Genomic DNA, 17,173 nt, shown 5'->3' with positions numbered 1-17,173 from the left:
CGAAATGGCAATTAAAGGGGGATTTATGGTGGCCTTTGCCCTTGTAGTTGTGCTCGGTTACCTTATCGGCTCCATTCCTAATGGACTTTTAATTGGCAAGTGGTTTTGCAAAGTGGATATCCGCCAATTTGGCAGCAAAAATATTGGCGCTACCAACGCGTTTCGTGTGCTGGGGCCATGGCCAGCCCTGGGTGTATTTTTGACTGACGCGCTCAAAGGCGTGATTGGCGTGTATATCGGGCAAACACTCATCGGCACGCCGGCAGGACAACTGGCTGGCGGTATCGCCGCTATGGCTGGTCATAACTGGTCGTTGTTTCTCGGCTTCAAAGGTGGCCGCGGCGTTGCCACTGGCTTAGGTATCATTGCTGTGCTCATGCCGAAAATTACTTTGATCGTCTTTTTGGTTTGGGCAGTTATTGTATATTTTACTCGCTATGTTTCATTGGGATCGATCGTTGGTGCAGCTCTGTTGCCGCTACTGGTTTGGGCGATGGGGGAACAAACTGAATTCTTGTATTTTTCACTGGTTGCCGCACTGTTTGTTATCGTCCGCCACCGGCCGAATATTCAACGTCTGTTGCGCGGCGAAGAACTGAAAATCAAGGCAGGAAAAGTCAATAAATCTACTGATCAGACCAACCCGCCGGAGTAGTGGCTCAACCACATTATCTTTTAGGTTGATAACCGGCAAAAATTCCAAATTGCTGCGTCATCGCCTTCTAGCAGACTCCTTCCCGTATGCGTCGTCGGCTCTTCCTTGCCCTTTGAAATTTTTGCTCGCCCTCAAAACTAAAATCTAACATGGTCGAGCCACTAGGAGAATTGAACAAATGAAAGCTGTTGTAATCGGCGCTGGCAGTTGGGGTACAGCTTTAGCCCGCATGCTGGCGCAGAAATACCCACAAGACACTGTCACACTCTGGGCTCGTCGGCCTGAGGCAGTAGAATCGATGACTGTTAATCGGCAGAATGACGCCTATCTGCCTGGCGTGTTATTGCCTGAATCGCTTGCTTTTACTTATGATTTGGCTGTAACCCGGGACGCTGACGTTATCGTTTTGGCTGTACCATCTCATGCGGTGCGCCAGACAGCCGCCGCACTCGCTTCCTATGTGTCAAGCGATACCATCATCGTCAGCGCGACCAAAGGATTGGAGCAGGGCAGTCTCAAGCGCATGTCCCAAGTCATTGGCGAAGAACTGCCAAGCTTGGCCAGTCAGATTGCCATTCTGACCGGACCGAACCATGCAGAAGAAGTGAGCCGCGAGCACCCATCAGCCACGGTTGTCGCAGCACCCACAAAGGCGGTAGCAGAATATGTGCAAGACCTGTTCATCCTGCCATATTTTCGCGTATATACTAACCCGGACGTTATTGGCGTCGAACTAGGCGGTGCACTAAAGAATATTATTGCCCTGAGTGCCGGCATTGCGACAGGCCTCGGTTTTGGCGACAATACTAAAGCGGCGCTAATGACCCGGGGATTGGCGGAAATTACTCGTCTTGGTGTCGCTATGAATGCTAATGCGCTAACCTTCGCCGGACTATCTGGCATTGGCGACCTGGTCGTCACCTGCACCAGCAGCCACAGCCGCAATCATCGTGCAGGAGTCCAAATCGGACAGGGAAAAACTGCCAGCGAAGTGCAGGCAGCCACCAGTATGGTCATTGAAAGCATCCGCACTACGCAGGCAGCTTACCAACTGGCCCAGCACCACGCAGTCAGCATGCCAATCACCACAGCCGCCTATCAGGTGTTGTATGAAGCTAAGCATCCGAAAGAAGCTGTACTGGAACTGATGACTCGCGGAAGAACGCATGAAGTTGAAGAACTGGCATTTGGCCAGACCGCTTGGTAATATAATCGCAAGAACTGTCAAATGACAACTCTCAGCTTATTGAGAATTTATTTTTCAGGCCGTTCAGAAAGTGCCAGATGCTAGGCAGCCCGAGGAAGCGCGCGTAGGCTTTGTTACCTATGAGACTTGATGCTAGTTGAGGAAAGAAAGCATTATAGCATCAGTACGTTCGACGGGTACGGCAAGCGCGCTCCCGCAGGGCTAAGTGCGCAACTCTCGGCGCTTAAGCGCCATTGAGTTGGCGGCCTGCCCTTTACGGGTGCAACGCAGATGGTGCTTTATCAACGGCCTGAAGTTGTCAAATGACAGCTCTTTTTTTTTGCCTTTGTGCATATATTTTATTGCTCCTTCAACAGCCGGCTACTTTGTCCGGTAGCACTCGTCTTTTTTGTCATATTCGAAGCAGCATGTCATATATTTATACTGATTAATTTGGGTATTCTTGGAGAAATAGATGTAGAACCGGAATGCTCGCAGGGAGGAGTTGGTGGATCGAAGCCGGTGGTAATCATCCTGAAGATTCAGCCGATAACGTAGTGTGGGGGGGATACAATGGAAAAATTTGACCTGTTCCGCGACATCGCAGAACGGACTGGCGGCGACATTTATATCGGCGTTGTAGGTCCCGTACGTACAGGTAAATCAACCTTTATCAAACGGTTTATGGAAACTATGGTTCTGCCAAACATCTCCGACCCGTACGAAAAAGAACGGGCAAAAGATGAATTGCCGCAAAGCGCAGCCGGCAAGACCATCATGACGACCGAGCCTAAATTCATTCCGAATGAGGCGGTCGAAATCAATGTCAAAGATAACATTAGCGTCCGTGTGAGAGTGGTCGACTGTGTCGGCTATTCAGTAGAAGGCGCTCTTGGTTATGAAGAAGATGAAGGACCACGGATGGTGCTCACCCCGTGGTTCGACTATGAGATCCCGTTCCAGGAAGCAGCTGAGATTGGCACTCGTAAAGTCATCACCGAGCATTCTACCATTGGCTTAGTTGTTACCACTGATGGCACGGTGACTGATTTAACACGTGATCAATATATACCAGCTGAAGAACGGGTGATTGAAGAACTAAAAGCTCTACATAAACCGTTTCTCGTCATCCTCAATACGAAAACTGCTTTTGCTAAAGAAACCCGCGAACTGGTTGCTCAACTTGAAGACAAATATGACGTACCAGTCATTCCAACAGATTGCGCCCAACTCAGCCAAGATGACATCTTTGGCATCCTCCAAGAAGTCCTCTACGAATTCCCAGTCAAAGAAGTTAAAATCAGTCTGCCACAGTGGGTTGATGAACTTGAAGCTGAGCACTGGTTGCACGGTAAATTCACCACTCTGGTCGAAAATGTAGTACAACATATTCACAGACTGCGTGACATCGACAGCGCAATTGATGAACTGTCTGGTTCTGACATTGTAGAAGATGTGATCCTACATGATATGGATCTGGGTAATGGTATAGCTGTCATCGAGCTAACGACTCAATCGACTCTGTTCTACCAGGTACTCGAGGAATTGTCAGGCTTCTCTATCGCCGGTGAGCATCAACTCCTAAAGCTGATGCAGGATCTGTCAGTCGCCAAGCGAGAATACGATAAATTCGCCACCGCGCTCGAAGAAGTTCGTCAAAGCGGCTATGGTATCGTCCAACCGCAACTTGATGAAATGGTACTCGAAGAGCCTGAGATTATCCGTACTGGCAATCGCTTCGGTGTTAAGCTAAAAGCATCTGCCCCGGCTATTCATATGATTCGCACCGACGTTCAAGCCGAAATATCGCCGATCATCGGCACAGAGCGCCAGAGTGAAGAGCTTATCCAATATCTGATGCGAGAATTTGAAGGCGAGCCGGAAAAAATCTGGAGAACGAACCTGTTTGGCAAATCACTCAATTCACTCGTCCGTGAAGGCATTCAAAACAAAGTCACAAACATGCCGGAAAATGCGCAGCATAAGATGCAAGAAACGTTGCAAAAGATTGTTAACGAAGGCAGCGGCGGCTTGATTTGTATAATATTTTGAACAGTGCGGTCAGTCTGTAAAGACTGACTGATTTTTTTTGTAATCCTTGTTGAGATCTATTCTTCAGGCCGTTGAGAAAGGTCGAGGTGTTGTTAACTATGAGACAATTTAGCAAAATGAAGCGCTGAGTTTGATAGCATCACTAGGCACCCCGAGGAAGCAAGCGCAGGCTTTGTTACCTATGAGACTTGATGCTAGTTGAGGGAAGAAGTATTTTAGCATCAGTACGTTCGCAGGGTACGGCAAGCGCGCTCCCGTAGGGGTGATTGCGCAACTCTTGGCGCTTTAGCACCGTAGAGTTGGCGGCATACCCCCTGCGGGTGCAACGCAGATTGGCCTTTATCGACGGCCTGACTGATTTTTTTTGGAATACTCTCTTGTCTGATGTGTCAATCCAGTGATATAATGTCTACTATATAAAGATATCTATCCATTCAGATATGACACAAGGGGGAAAAATTATGACGGCACAAAAGTCAGTATTTTATTTGGTAAGAGAAGAAATTCTGCCAGAAGCGATTAAAAAAACCATTAAGGTTAAAGAACTACTAAAAAAGGGTGAAGTTCGCACTATCAATGAAGCTGTCGAGAAAATGGAACTTAGCTGAAGCGCCTACTATAAATACAAAGATTTTGTCTTTCCTTTTTACGAAGCTAGTAAAGAAAAAATTGTCACCTTGGCATTACTGCTCGAACACAAGCAGGGCGTTTTATCCCGCGTTCTCAACACCATTGCCAATGACCGCGCCAGCGTGTTGACGATAAACCAAGGTATTCCTCTGCAAGGAGTGGCCAATGCTACCATCTCGCTAGAAACAGCAGACTTGGTTATCGACCTTGAGGCGCTACTCGATAAACTGCGCATGATCGACGGCGTGAAACGACTTGAAGTGTTGGGACAAGCGTAGGAGGATACCATGAACAAAGTTATTCAAGTTGGGCTCCTCGGTATGGGGACAGTCGGCACCGGTGTGCTGAAGCTATTGCAAAAAAATGGAGCCAGTATTGAGCAACGAGTTGGCGCCCAGATTGTCATCAAAAAAGTCCTGGTACGCGATCTCAGCAAATCTCGGCCACTTCCAGTTGACGCGATAATGACCACGGTTGTCGAAGATATCCTTGATGATCCGGATATTCAGATTGTCGTTGAGGTCATGGGTGGTGAACATCCTGCTCTCGAGTACATGCTCAAAGCGATGCAAAATGGCAAACATGTAGTTACCGCCAATAAAGATATTGTCGCCAAATACGGTCGTGAACTGTTCGAAACGGCAGAAAAAAACCAGGTCGATTTCCAGTTTGAAGCCAGCGTTGCTGGCGGTATTCCCATTATCCGCCCGCTTAAGCAATGCCTAGCAGCTAACCGCATCCAAGAAGTCATGGGTATCGTCAACGGCACCACAAACTACATGCTCACAAAAATGACCCGTGATAAGTCTGACTTTGCCAGTGTTCTGGCCGAAGCGCAGGCAAAAGGCTATGCCGAAGCCGACCCGACTGCTGATGTCGGCGGTTGGGACGCGGCACGTAAAATTGCCATTCTCGCCTCGATAGCCTTCAATACGCGTATTACGCTTGATGATGTTTATGTCGAAGGCATAACCGCGATCTCGCCGCAAGATATTGAATATGCAGGTGAACTGGGATATTGTATCAAACTGTTGGCTATTGCCAAAGAGACACCTCGCGGCATCGATGTCCGCGTCCATCCCGCTTTTCTGCCCCTTAGCCACCCGTTGGCCCCGGTGCAAGATGTCTTCAACGCCATTTTTGTCAGTGGCGATGCTGTCGGTGATACCATGTTCTATGGACGCGGTGCCGGCGAAATGCCCACCGCCAGCGCGGTATCGGCAGATATCATTGACGTGGCCCGCGATATTTGCCACAACGTGGCAAGCCGTATCCTTTGCACTTGCTTTGACGAAAAACCCGTTTGCCCGGTTCGTTATACTGAGACGCCGTACTATGTCCGTTTGTTGGTCGAAGATCGCCCTGGCGCACTCGCCGCTATCGCTGGCGCCTTTGGAGCACAACAGGTTAGCTTGCACTTTGTCATCCAGAAACGCAAAGTGGGAGATTGCGCTGAACTCGTGCTGATCACTTCTCGTGTCCCGGACGCGGACTTGCGATTGGCAATCAATACACTACGAGGCATGAGCGTTGTCCGCGAAGTGCAAAATGTCATTCGCGTCGAAGCCGCCATTGAATAGGAGAACCATGAAAAAAACTGTCATTGTGAGGGTTCCCGCCACCACCGCAAACTGTGGTCCTGGTTTTGACGCAGTCGGCATCGCCTGCACACTTTACAACCATCTTGAACTAACCATCAACGAGTCTGGCAACATTCAGATCACGAACATAGGGGAGGGCAGCGATTTGCTGCCGACTGATGCAACCAACATTACTTACCAGGCCGTCCAGTCTGTTTTTGCAAAAGTTGGCTACACCTGTCCCGGTCTGTCCTTGACGATGACAAATACCATTCCGCTGGCCCGCGGCCTCGGCTCGAGCGCCGCCGCCATCGTCGCTGGACTATTTGCCGCGAATGAAATCCTCGGTTCACCGCTGACCCAAGAGGAACTTCTTGATATGGCTACAGCCGTTGAAGGCCACCCCGATAACGTCGCGCCAGCTCTCTACGGCGGCATTGCAATCAGCGCAATGAATAACGCAAAGGTCGAAACCCTGCGTTTGCTGCCGCCTCGTCCACTTAGCTTGGTAGTCGCGGTGCCTGCGTTTGCCCTGGCCACTAAGACCGCCCGCCGGGTACTGCCCAAACAGGTCAGTCTGGCTGACGCAGTTTTCAACGTCAGCCGCACGGCTCTCATGGTCGGCGCTTTGGCTACTGGGAATTATACTTATCTATCAACCGGCCTTGAAGACAAATTACACCAACCTTACCGTCAATCTCTTATCCCCGGCATGCCAGACGTTCTGGCTGCCGCCAAAACTGCCGGCGCCTTCGGCGCGGCATTGAGCGGAGCCGGCCCCTGCCTGATCGCCTTCACCGAAACCCAGGCAGATGCCATCGGTCAAGCCATGGTCGAGGCCTTTGCTCATCACCAGGTAGAAGCCAAATACCTAACCCTGTCCATTGATACAGAAGGCGCAAAAAAGTTGTCATAATTCTTGACAGGTTAGCCAAAACAAGGTACAATAACATTTGTCAGTCGGGGCGTAGCGCAGTTTGGTAGCGCGCTTCCTTGGGGTGGAAGAGGCCGTGAGTTCGAATCTCGCCGCTCCGACCAACAAAATACAGTAAAGCAAGACCTGCGAGATTCGCAGGTCTTTTGTTTATGTGATATTGTCACTTATGTGAGGAATACGAAACTAGCGGGTGGCCGCATGCGCCAGGTACGATCCGATCCTGTGCAGGGCGGCTATTTAGTTTTGCAGGGTGGATTTATGTAAAAGCACTGTCACTCTGTTATGGTAATTAACATAGTATAAATTGGAGGTGAGATCATGCCAGAAGGCCGCCCACTTAAGCAGCCTAAGAAAGATCCTCATGATGAGGAAATCCATCTGGAGCATGTCCACATTTTTCAAACGTTAGCAGATGTAGCCGATGATCATCAACATCTAATTACCGGAATAAGCGGGACTCCTATAGCTAAAGGAAGATCCCATGTGCATCGTCTCTGTGTCATAACATCTTATGACCCTAAAGAAGGTTGTGTTCACCCTCACTGGCATAACGTTGACATCATGACGGGCCCAGCAGTTGAAGTAGGCTGCTGCGATGAGCACACTCACCCATTTCAAGGTAATACTAGCGAAGTTTTATGTCATTGCCACGAATTCTGCAGTGTAACCGACTCTTCTGTTGAATATGATATGGATTGCGAAGAAGAAGAGATAGAGCCCGATTGTACATGCAAACCGTGTAAATGGCAGCGACCATACGTTGAGTAAGAATGACATATTAACTTGTCGCTGATCCGTAGAGCCTTCGGGCTCTTTTCTTTATGCCTAAACCGCCTGGCCACATGTAACCAGCGGTGCGAGCCGTTCTGTATGTCGGGGATATTTATTTATATCGTAACCACATTCATCTGTTCAACATACTATGAATTTGATATCTAGCTAGGAGGTGTGTTTTTATGGGTCGTGGTTTTGGAGGCTGTGGATTTGGTGGTGGAAGTGGGATTGTAATAATAATCATCATCATACTTCTACTGTTCTGCTTTGATGAGGATAATTCGAGTTGTATTTAATACCGTGAGATTAGAGCAACCCGTCCATTCTTGAATTCCTGCAAGTACCTCCTTCATTAAAATGCCCTAACACCAGGGGCGTTTTAATTGTTCCACAATAGTACAGGCCTTATCAGGTTTAACGCCGCTCACCATCCCGGTGGGCGGTTTAAAACTAAAAAGACTGAGTTAGCCCTAGAAGAATGAAGATGGAAGATCGCTTCGGCTTATGGTCTCGCAATCCAGCTGCTTTTCTCTTTGAATATTTAACGGTCTGTGATTCAAACTAACATAGAAAACCTAATTAATTAAGGAGTGATAAGACAATGCTAAAATGGAAATCCGAAGATATAAACCTACTAGCCAAAGGCGAATCGAATGTGTATCGTATCAGCCCTGATATATCTACAGGACATTTCAATTTATCGGTTAATGGCTTATCCAAAGGAATATACTACAGCGCAACACATGCCAAACTAGATGCTGATGAAATAGAAGCAGAGTAGCCTCTAGTGACCGCCGCACCTAATCAAGCGCTCTCCGGGGCGCTTTTCTGTTGGCTGATTTTATGGTAACACTCACACAAACACTCGCATATTATACAAAGGAATGAGTTAATGGAGGCTTAAGAATGTCAGATTGCGATTGTGACCATAAACATCATCACTGCTGTCCTAAATGTAAGCACGAATTTCCTCATGAGTGCCCGAAATGCCACCATGAATGCGAGATTGACTGTCATAAGTGTCCAAAGTGTGACCATCATTTTGACGATGATTGTGAGTGTCCTAAATGTCATCACAGATTTGAAAGCCAAGCGTAAATTTCATTCCGACGTGAGCGTCCTTCGGGGCGCTTTTCTAATACCCATTTTGGAGGTGACGACCGTGGGGGAAGGAGCTGCTTATTTTCGTGGAACTACTATGGGAATATTTGCCGGGCGCCTTGAAAACAATTTCGCCAATAGGGTTCAGCTAGATTGCTGATGATGACTTTTTTCGCAGTGGAAGACGCATGAATAAACTTGTGGTCGCCGATATACAGACCGGTGTGGGAGATGTCCGGCTCGCCGGTCGTGGCGAAAAAGACTATGTTGCCTGGCCGCAAGCTGTCGATATCCACGTGACTACCGACGGTTGCCTGCTGGTCGGCTGTGCGCGGCAGCTCTTTGCCAAACTGGTGAAACAAAAACAACATATACCCGGAGCAGTCAAAGCCGGCTGGAGTGGAACCTCCATAGCGGTACGGTACACCGAGATATTGTTTGGCCAAGGTGACAATATCGCCTTTAGGCTGTCCTTTGCCAGGCATGAGAAAACCGTAGAGCATTATGCCTATAGCGATGAAAAAGACGACACAAGCGTAAGCGGTTATAAGGATAACTCGAAAGCGCAAGCTGGGCCCTCCTCGTGGCATCATTTCTCAGTACATAGCCAAATATATATTCCGCAGGAGAGCTGCCTATGCAGAAGATATTCGTCTGTGCGCATTTAGGAAACCGTCGTCAGACGGCGTGACTCAATTTGTTTCTTTCAGATTATAGAGGCTTTTTGAGTAATAGCATGCAAAGACTACTATCGTGTTACTAAGAATGCTATTCTGACAGTGAGTCATCTTGGCTTTGATGGTAGCTAGCGAAAAGAAACTGGACAGCGAATGAGAGGGAGTATCAGCGATAAAGGGCGGACTGGCCGCCCTTTATTTACTGTGTGCCTTATGGGTTGACCAACCCATAATATCGTAGACAATTCAGTAGGAGAGGGCTGCTTCAATGAATTGAGATATTCCAAGCACCCATGCTAACGTTGCCCATCCTCCGGATATATAGTGAAAAATCGCTGGCCAAATCAATAACGCTCCAATAATGATTCGAATGACCCTGTCTGTATCACCGAGGTTTTTCTCGAAATCAAGCTCCAAAACTGACACCTCCTTTGACGTCAGTTTTCCCTGCCACGTGTTTTACAATCCAACAGGCTCCAGCTTTGCAGGCAACAATATCCGGCTATAAAATTCCACTGAACAGCCTACACTACATGAAGAGCCGCACTCGCTTGTTAAAGGGAATTCTGGGATGCATCGTTTAGACACGACTTCTTGGATGCGGCTCCGCTCGATAGGAGGCTTCAATATGGCAGTTTTCCGAGTTATATTAAATGGCAAAGATACGGATCAGACGATTATCGCTACAAGCAAAATGGATGCATATGCTGATGTTTCCGTTTCGAGAGCGCTGAAATTACGTGATACAGTTCAGCTCAAAGAAATAGCCGACCCAGACCTTCCCGAAGTTGGTCTAAATCTAGTTGATCTAGCTCCAGATCACGACGATCCTTTATCACAATAACAATTCTCTCCTCCTTCACCGCCGTCTGGCGGCTTTTTTAAAACTGCTAGAAAGTATAAGTTCGTGAAAGGACGAGGTTACGTTTTCACAGAGTAAAGGAGGGTGCACAGAGGTTACAGAGGCGGAGAATTAATTAAATAAGTTCTTCTGCCTCTTTATCATTATTTTATGTGGCAATCCGTAACCACTCTGTGGGTACCCTCTGTGTCCTCTGTGAAATCGTTCCCTGTATCCAATAGACCGTAAAGGCTCCTCTCTTGCATTCAATGACATGATTAGGAAAAACTACTCGTAAAGGAGGTGATATGTATGGGCGGCCAATCCGCAAATCAGTATAACCCTCGTGAACCGGCTAAAGGCAAGGAATCAAAAGGCAACAAACCTGCAAAAGATGATCTGTCAATGCCTGGCCAAACCTACAACAGGGATAAGAAGAGAAGCTAATCGATAGGTGGCGCTTGCCACCTATTTTTGTTGCTTCAGGATAGTGGGGCTAGTCGCGTCATTGGAAGGAGTACAAAAGACTTCCGCGGCCATGGTCATGCATATAATACTATTTGTTTTTCAAGCATTGATAGTACTGGGGTTTTAATGGAATTTACTGATTATACAAAAATTGATTTTATTGTTATAATAACAAAAGACCTTTTTAGGATGTGACTCTATATGTATAATCGCAAAATAGACATCACTATATTGAGTACAACTTCACACCTAGAAGATATTCTCTTAAAAGCGAATGTATCTGATGAATGTTTACTTTCAATTAAAACAATAAACGCGTTTGCACAAATAGATTTAAACAACATCGATATTCTTATATTTGATATCGATGGCTCTTTGGATAGTATCCAAAAGTACAGCGAGAGCTCGCTAAATATCCTTTGTGTAAACCAACTACGACTAGCTGCCCTCACCAAGTCTATCGAAAAAAACATAGAGGACATTTGGCTTAAACCTTTTGACGCTAATCTGATTCAATTTCAATTTCAAAAACTAATCCAACATTTAATCCTTAAACGCAAATATCGTCTTCACCAAATTTTCCTTGATACCGTAATTAATAATGTTCCAGACCTCATTTGGTTCAAAAATCTAAACGGCATACATTTAAAAGTAAATAATGAATTTTGCTATACAGTTGGAAAAACTAAGCAAGATATTGAAGGCTATGACCATTATCATATCTGGAACATCGATAAAGCAGAATATGAAAAAAGTGAGTATGTATGTCTAGATACCGATTCAATCGTCACTCAATCGAAAAAACCGGGTGTATTCGATGAAAAAGTTGAAGGGCAACGTGGTATGCGTCAATTAAAAACCTACAAATCACCAATTATTGACGATCGCGGTGACCTTATAGGCACTGTTGGTGTAGCACAAGATGTCACAGAGTTAAAAAATATCGATACCCAGTTAGAACTCATTTTAAATACTATGCCTTTTGCCGTAATGGTCAAAGACTTGAATGAATGCGTACTCAATGTTAATCCGAAATTCGAAGTTTTTTTCCAGATAAATAAAGAAGCAATTATCGGAAGGCCATATCATATCCACGAAACCATTACAACAAATGACTCAAATCCTCCGAATTTGCTTTTTTACGAGTGTGATAAAGAAATCCGCCTACAGCATAACGATACAGAAATTATTCTAAAAATCCACAAAGAACCGATCTACGATTTCTTCGAAAACCTCGTCGGAATTCTTTATATTTTCCGCGAGGTAACAGTTGAACGCAACTTTGAAGAACAATTAAAAATACTTGCTTATACCGATCAACTGACAGGACTTTTTACTCGCCGCTATCTTTACGACTACATAGATAAAAATATGACTGCATCAAATATAAATCTTCTCTACATTGACTTGGATAACTTTAAACTAATCAATGACACCTACGGGCACCACTGTGGTGATGAAATACTCAAAAATATAGGCACTATCCTGCAAGAGATTTTTCCCAATGATATTTGTGTACGCATGGGCGGAGATGAATTTCTCATTGTCATCATCGGTAAATCCTGTATCGCAAATTTAAAAGCTAAAGCAAACACTCTACTCAAAACGATCAAAACGCGTTTTTCCATATTCCCGACCACACAACAGCTTTCTGTTAGCATCGGAATCGCCACATTTGAGGATGATTCCCCTATCGAACTAGACGAACTCCTGAAAAAGAGCGATATTGCTCTCTATCAGGCAAAAAATAACGGCAAGAAACAATACGTTGTTTATACACCTACATTAGAAAATGATTAGACGACAGTTCAAAAGTAGAACTGCCGATAGAAAAGCGCAAGTCCACCGTAAACCGGTGTTGACTTGCGCTTTTTAAAAGTGAATTAAAGTATGCCCAATATACGGAGAGCACGCCTTTTGAACCGCCCAAACAAGTGTAGTAGGCGCTATACTCGCCTGCGCTAAAAAGAGTTTTGGCGGTTCGATATATACCACTACTTTTTGATCAGACCGTCAAATGCAACAGTGCAGTGGTGCCTCTAATGGCAACGTTTATGCTATAAAGATTAAACCCGGTCACTCCATCAATGCTAAAATTCTTTGAAAAATTCAGGTTAGACAATACTGTTCAGAGGAAAAACATCATATAGTCTAGGAATCATGGGAGGAAAAAAGGAAGACGAACGGGAAACAAGTCTGTAGACTGCAGTGCTGCCGCGGGGCAGGATACCATTCCGGATTCTCCATATTTTAGAAAATGGTGGTAGAGTTAAATGGTAAAATTGGAGAACTCAGCAACGTTTGAAAAGTTAAGAAGTTCTATAGTATATAAATATACAGGACAACTGCTATTTCGATATAAAGATGACGATTTAGCAGCAATGAGTGCACAAATCACCTATTACTTGATATTAGCTTTCTTCCCTTTTTTATTTTTCCTAATCAATTTATTAAGTTTCACCCCTCTTTCCAATAAATTATTAATTACCAACTTCAGTATCATTCTCCCTGCCGATACTGCGATGATGATAAAAAATACGTTAGTACAGACTGTGCAAGCCAAGAGTAAAACGCTTTTACTTATAGGTATGCTCGGCAGTCTTTGGGCAGCTTCTCGAGGAATGGCGTCTATTATACGAGGTCTTAATCATTCCTATGGTGTGAAAGAAAGCCGCCATTTTTTCAAACTTAATGGTATCGCTCTGATGTCCACAATAGGTTTGACTGTTATGATCATATTTTCATTGTTCATGATAGTATTTGGGCGAATTATCGGCTCTTACGTCTTTGGGTTAGTCGGAGCAAAAACTTTATTCTACAGTATTTGGTCTTTTTTGAGATATGGCATTTCTCTAACCTTCATGGTAGTCACATTTTATTTGCTATATACCTATTTGCCGAATCGGAAACTAAAGTTTAAAAATGTTATGGTCGGTACGACTTTTGCAACGTTTGGTTGGGTTTCTGCCTCTTTATTATTTTCCTTCTACGTCAATAGCTTTGCTAACTACGAACTAATTTATGGAAGCTTAGGCGGAGTTTTTGGTCTAATCATCTGGTTATACATTAGCACGTTAATCTTTCTCATTGGCGGAGAATTAAACGCGATTAGCAGCAATTTAGACGATAAGAAAAAACTGTAGAGTTAGAAGAATTGACATACGGAGACGTTTCTTTAAATATATAGGACATAAAGTTGGCAAAGCGCGCGAAGCCGGTTGCGGTCTATGACAAACGAAGAACGATTTTTTAGCCGCCAAAACGCGAAGGGCGTTGCGCCTGCGATCTGCAGTTGTTGTCATCGCGAGCGGAGCGTGGCGATCTTCTCAGTATCCTTGTCATTCTTTTCTTCAGCGTACATACGCTACGTACCCTTCGCGGCAGAACGAAACCCCGTTACCCGAAGCAGTCACATGATGTCCCCCAATCAAGATCGTTCAAAACGTGGCAAAAGCGCATGTCCACCAATCCGGTGTCGACTTGCGCTTTTTCAACCGTCCCAAACTACAACTGCTGCAATACGTTAGCGCGAAGCCCGCGAAGGGCGCAAGCGTCGCAAAGCGAATGTAGAATCATTGAATTACACCTTCGCGCGCTTTGCGCTCTTAGTGAGCTTTGCGCAGTTCTCTGTTCTCAAATCACCGATCAGTGGTTTTTATCCCGCTACTTCTTGAACAGACCGACAATATACAACAGTGCAGTAGCGCCGCCAATGGCGACGATGATGCTATACAGATTAAACCCAGTCACTCCGTCAATACCAAAATACTTGAGCACAAAACCGGCGAATATGGCGCCACCTACACCGGTGACGATGTTGGCGATTGCACCCATCTGGGCATTCTTGCCGGTAATGATACTGGCGATCCAGCCGGCAAACGCGCCGACAATAATCCATGAAAGTATACCCGTAATAGCCACCCCTTTCATAACAGAAAAATACCTCTTTATTACTATATGCGTATATTGAATAGTTGTTACGTTTCCCCAATCAGTCGCATCGACGCTGCTTAGGGGTGATTGCCGACTAACCGGCTGCTTCATTTGACCTAATCCTGCGAATCCATACAAGGATTTTAAAAAGCAGATAAGCAAGTGCAATGTACACTTGCTTATCTGCTTTGTTTCGATTAGCCAATAAATTCCTGGCTAATCATCAAACCGTAAGGCCCGCCTTTGATTATGCCAATACCAATTTTTTTATATTTAGTATTAAGAATGTTGGCACGATGGCCCGGAGAATTCATCAGGCCGGTATGGGCGCTGGTAACTGAAGAGTTACCTGCCAGGTTTTCACCGGCAGCACTGTACGTTATACCTTGAGATTTCAAAAGGTCATAAGGCGATCCATATACCGGAGATTGATGTCCGAAATAATGGTTTTTAATCATGTCCATGCTTTTCATGCGGGCTACCTTAACCAGACGCATATCAACCGTGAGAGCAGTTAAACCAAGCTTTGTCCGTTCTTGATTGACGAGGTTAACCATCTGTTGCTCTTGGGCGGTGATCGGTGCTGACAGCAATGCCCCATCTGCTTGCTGTGGTGCGGGAGCAGGCTGAGGAGCAGGAGTCGGTTGCGGCGCAGGGGTAGGGGTAGGAGCAGGCGTAGGCGCAGGGGGAGGTGTAGGCTTTGGTGGTACAGCCGGCTTTTGTACCAGGTTATACGGTGTATACCCTCTGCTTATCAGATATTGGTTAAATTGTTGGTAACTGTTCAGTTGCTGTTGTGAGGTGTAATAAAGAGTCGGGGCAGCTGCCGCCGGCACAGTGGCAGTGGCGATGAACAGGGCTGTTAACAGGGTAGCTGCAGTTGTACGAATTTTTTTCACTGTGTCCTCCTTGTTTTTTGTAGTAGGTCCATATGCATTTGTGGTTTTATTATAGCGTAAGACGGTCAACTTGGCATCTCACAATATATGTCAAGCTTAACGCGGATTCGGTACTTCTAGTAATCAGGGGGTGCGGACAAACTTGCCGGGAGGGGCGGACAAATCTGCCGGAGAGGTCGGACAAATTTGTCCGGGCGACCACCCGCCAGTGCAGCAACGCTAAGCCTTGACAGACTTCTACACGATAACAAGATAAGTAACCATACAGGAACAAGGAGGAATCCCCATTGGTGGACAAAAAACGTATTTACCCATATCAACCGGGATTTTAGCCGAACAGCACATCCAGGGCATTGGACTCGCCATTTGGCTGTTTCCCTGGCTCATTGACAAGACAACCAGCGAAGAAGAAGCCGACGGTGAAACCTGGGGCATCATACTTTATGGCAGACCGCTCAGCGCCCCACGGATAGCGGCCAGCCTTTGTGTCAATGAACGAACCATCCGGCGCTACCTTGCCCAACTGGAGGCCGGACAGTATATCCGCCTCAGCAAACAACCAACCGGGTACGTCATTCGCGTTCGCAAATCGATCAAATGGCGGATGCGGCAGAAGCAGGAACAACATCCTTCTCCTATACGCTATCCCCAACGAGAAAATGCAATTGACCGTTTGATGCGGTTTATGGAGGAACCATGACAAAACAGGAAACTGCTAGGTTGGTCGCGCTCGCGCTTGCCAACTGGCCTTCTATGCAAGACAAAGGACTCAAAGTTGAGGCAACCGCTGCCCTGTGGCACAACCTGCTTGGCCATTTGCCGTATCCGGCGGCGGAAGCGGCTTAGCAAAAATCATCATGACTTCGAAATTTTTCCCCACCGTGGCTGAGCTGACGGAAGCAGTGGAAAGCCTCCAGCCGAAGCCAAAGGGACCGCCGCCGGTGGAAGAAGCCTGGGACGAGGTTTGCCGCAAACTGAATCCCTACCAAGCGCCAATCTGGACCCATGACGCGATTCGGCTCACTGTCCAACGCTTGGGCGGTATCCGCGCACTCTGTGAGTGCGGCAACATCGGCTCAAGCCGAGCCCACTTCTTTAAGCTGTATGAAGCCTTAATCGAGCAAGAAAAAGACAACACCGTCAATAACAAAGTCGTTGCCTTGTTAAGCAACAACACCCATATCAAATGGCTAAACGAAAAGTAAAAGGAGGCCAGTTTATGAACAAAGTGATCCTCTGCGGCCGTCTCACCCGTGATCCCGACGTCCGCTACACCCAGACCGGCAAAGCCATCACCGCTTTCACCCTCGCCTGCGACCGCTAGGCGCTGCTCAAGCAAATCTCGGAGAAGATGACATGGATAAAGGATTGTCTATATCAATAAAAACCAATCTATCATCGTAACCAGATTAGTGAGAGAATTGAAGATTCATCAGCAAA

At 46.2% G+C, this 17,173-nt stretch carries 18 protein-coding genes, 1 tRNA gene and 2 pseudogenes; 16 read left to right on the top strand and 5 right to left on the bottom strand.

Annotation, left to right across the window (positions count from 1 at the left end; translation table 11 throughout):
* The first annotated feature begins 25 nt into the window (after window positions 1-25).
* The 9 genes and pseudogenes from plsY to AXX12_RS06645 all read left to right on the top strand — a co-directional run bounded on the left by plsY (window position 26) and on the right by AXX12_RS06645 (window position 8,595).
* Window positions 26-655, top strand: coding sequence for a glycerol-3-phosphate 1-O-acyltransferase PlsY (plsY, locus tag AXX12_RS06685; RefSeq protein ID WP_197470659.1), 630 nt, complete (start codon window positions 26-28; stop codon window positions 653-655).
* 178 nt (window positions 656-833) lie between these two features.
* A complete protein-coding gene (locus AXX12_RS06680) occupies window positions 834-1,862 on the top strand; it encodes an NAD(P)H-dependent glycerol-3-phosphate dehydrogenase (RefSeq protein WP_066239852.1) in 1,029 nt (342 codons plus the stop codon).
* A gap of 552 nt (window positions 1,863-2,414) precedes the next feature.
* Window positions 2,415-3,893 carry a stage IV sporulation protein A gene (gene spoIVA, locus AXX12_RS06675; RefSeq protein ID WP_066239849.1) on the top strand — a complete coding sequence of 493 codons (1,479 nt, stop codon included), beginning with the start codon at window positions 2,415-2,417 and terminating at the stop codon, window positions 3,891-3,893.
* 461 nt (window positions 3,894-4,354) lie between these two features.
* Window positions 4,355-4,801 (top strand): annotated as a pseudogene (locus tag AXX12_RS06670) (ACT domain-containing protein).
* A 9-nt stretch (window positions 4,802-4,810) separates the two neighbouring features.
* Window positions 4,811-6,103, top strand: coding sequence for a homoserine dehydrogenase (locus AXX12_RS06665; protein WP_066239846.1), 1,293 nt, complete (start codon window positions 4,811-4,813; stop codon window positions 6,101-6,103).
* Window positions 6,104-6,110: 7 nt separating this feature from the next.
* Window positions 6,111-7,019, top strand: coding sequence for a homoserine kinase (gene thrB / locus AXX12_RS06660; protein WP_066239842.1), 909 nt, complete (start codon window positions 6,111-6,113; stop codon window positions 7,017-7,019).
* A 45-nt stretch (window positions 7,020-7,064) separates the two neighbouring features.
* Window positions 7,065-7,141, top strand: a tRNA-Pro gene (locus tag AXX12_RS06655).
* Between the two features lie 217 nt (window positions 7,142-7,358).
* Window positions 7,359-7,808: a YmaF family protein gene (locus AXX12_RS06650; protein ID WP_066239840.1), complete on the top strand. Its 450-nt coding sequence runs from the start codon at window positions 7,359-7,361 to the stop codon at window positions 7,806-7,808.
* 607 nt (window positions 7,809-8,415) lie between these two features.
* The gene (locus AXX12_RS06645; RefSeq protein ID WP_066239838.1) at window positions 8,416-8,595 is read left to right on the top strand and encodes a hypothetical protein; all 180 of its coding nucleotides are present in this window, start codon (window positions 8,416-8,418) and stop codon (window positions 8,593-8,595) included.
* A gap of 415 nt (window positions 8,596-9,010) precedes the next feature.
* Here AXX12_RS06645 and AXX12_RS06640 read toward each other — a convergent pair whose 3' ends face one another.
* Both AXX12_RS06640 and AXX12_RS19015 read right to left on the bottom strand, forming a co-directional pair.
* Window positions 9,011-9,484: a C40 family peptidase gene (locus tag AXX12_RS06640; protein WP_066239833.1), complete on the bottom strand. Its 474-nt coding sequence runs from the start codon at window positions 9,482-9,484 to the stop codon at window positions 9,011-9,013.
* Between the two features lie 354 nt (window positions 9,485-9,838).
* Window positions 9,839-10,009: a YgaP family membrane protein gene (locus tag AXX12_RS19015; RefSeq protein WP_197470658.1), complete on the bottom strand. Its 171-nt coding sequence runs from the start codon at window positions 10,007-10,009 to the stop codon at window positions 9,839-9,841.
* A gap of 211 nt (window positions 10,010-10,220) precedes the next feature.
* Between AXX12_RS19015 and AXX12_RS06635 the strand changes: the two genes are divergently transcribed.
* The 4 genes from AXX12_RS06635 (at window position 10,221) to AXX12_RS06625 (ending at window position 14,044) form a co-directional block, all read left to right on the top strand.
* A complete protein-coding gene (locus AXX12_RS06635; RefSeq protein ID WP_066239831.1) occupies window positions 10,221-10,436 on the top strand; it encodes a hypothetical protein in 216 nt (71 codons plus the stop codon).
* A gap of 309 nt (window positions 10,437-10,745) precedes the next feature.
* Entirely contained in the window at window positions 10,746-10,880 is a 135-nt protein-coding gene (locus AXX12_RS19990; protein ID WP_269448387.1) for a hypothetical protein, read from the top strand.
* Window positions 10,881-11,102: 222 nt separating this feature from the next.
* Window positions 11,103-12,701: a sensor domain-containing diguanylate cyclase gene (locus AXX12_RS06630; RefSeq protein WP_066239828.1), complete on the top strand. Its 1,599-nt coding sequence runs from the start codon at window positions 11,103-11,105 to the stop codon at window positions 12,699-12,701.
* A 473-nt stretch (window positions 12,702-13,174) separates the two neighbouring features.
* Window positions 13,175-14,044 (top strand): YihY/virulence factor BrkB family protein, encoded by an 870-nt coding sequence (locus AXX12_RS06625; protein WP_066239826.1) that lies wholly within the window; start codon window positions 13,175-13,177, stop codon window positions 14,042-14,044.
* 520 nt (window positions 14,045-14,564) lie between these two features.
* Here the strand turns inward: AXX12_RS06625 and AXX12_RS06620 are convergent.
* The 3 genes from AXX12_RS06620 to AXX12_RS06610 all read right to left on the bottom strand — a co-directional run bounded on the left by AXX12_RS06620 (window position 14,565) and on the right by AXX12_RS06610 (window position 16,361).
* Window positions 14,565-14,945 (bottom strand): GlsB/YeaQ/YmgE family stress response membrane protein, encoded by a 381-nt coding sequence (locus AXX12_RS06620; protein ID WP_197470657.1) that lies wholly within the window; start codon window positions 14,943-14,945, stop codon window positions 14,565-14,567.
* An 86-nt stretch (window positions 14,946-15,031) separates the two neighbouring features.
* Entirely contained in the window at window positions 15,032-15,733 is a 702-nt protein-coding gene (locus AXX12_RS06615; RefSeq protein ID WP_066239821.1) for a CAP domain-containing protein, read from the bottom strand.
* Window positions 15,734-16,061: 328 nt separating this feature from the next.
* Window positions 16,062-16,361 (bottom strand): hypothetical protein, encoded by a 300-nt coding sequence (locus AXX12_RS06610; RefSeq protein WP_156478597.1) that lies wholly within the window; start codon window positions 16,359-16,361, stop codon window positions 16,062-16,064.
* Window positions 16,362-16,429: 68 nt separating this feature from the next.
* Here AXX12_RS06610 and AXX12_RS19230 point away from each other — a divergent pair, with 68 nt between their 5' ends.
* From AXX12_RS19230 to AXX12_RS18730, 3 genes and pseudogenes are all read left to right on the top strand, one after another.
* Window positions 16,430-16,579: a hypothetical protein gene (locus AXX12_RS19230; RefSeq protein WP_156478596.1), complete on the top strand. Its 150-nt coding sequence runs from the start codon at window positions 16,430-16,432 to the stop codon at window positions 16,577-16,579.
* A complete protein-coding gene (locus tag AXX12_RS06605) occupies window positions 16,528-16,938 on the top strand; it encodes a hypothetical protein (RefSeq protein ID WP_197470656.1) in 411 nt (136 codons plus the stop codon). The genes AXX12_RS19230 and AXX12_RS06605 overlap by 52 nt, the downstream gene beginning before the upstream one ends.
* Window positions 16,939-16,952: 14 nt before the next feature.
* Window positions 16,953-17,054 (top strand): annotated as a pseudogene (locus AXX12_RS18730) (single-stranded DNA-binding protein); the annotation flags it as partial.
* Window positions 17,055-17,173 lie beyond the last annotated feature (119 nt).

The sequence above is a fragment of the Anaerosporomusa subterranea genome, assembly GCF_001611555.1.
Classification (GTDB): domain Bacteria; phylum Bacillota; class Negativicutes; order Sporomusales; family Acetonemataceae; genus Anaerosporomusa; species Anaerosporomusa subterranea.
This window is presented reverse-complemented; position numbering and strand designations above follow the sequence as displayed.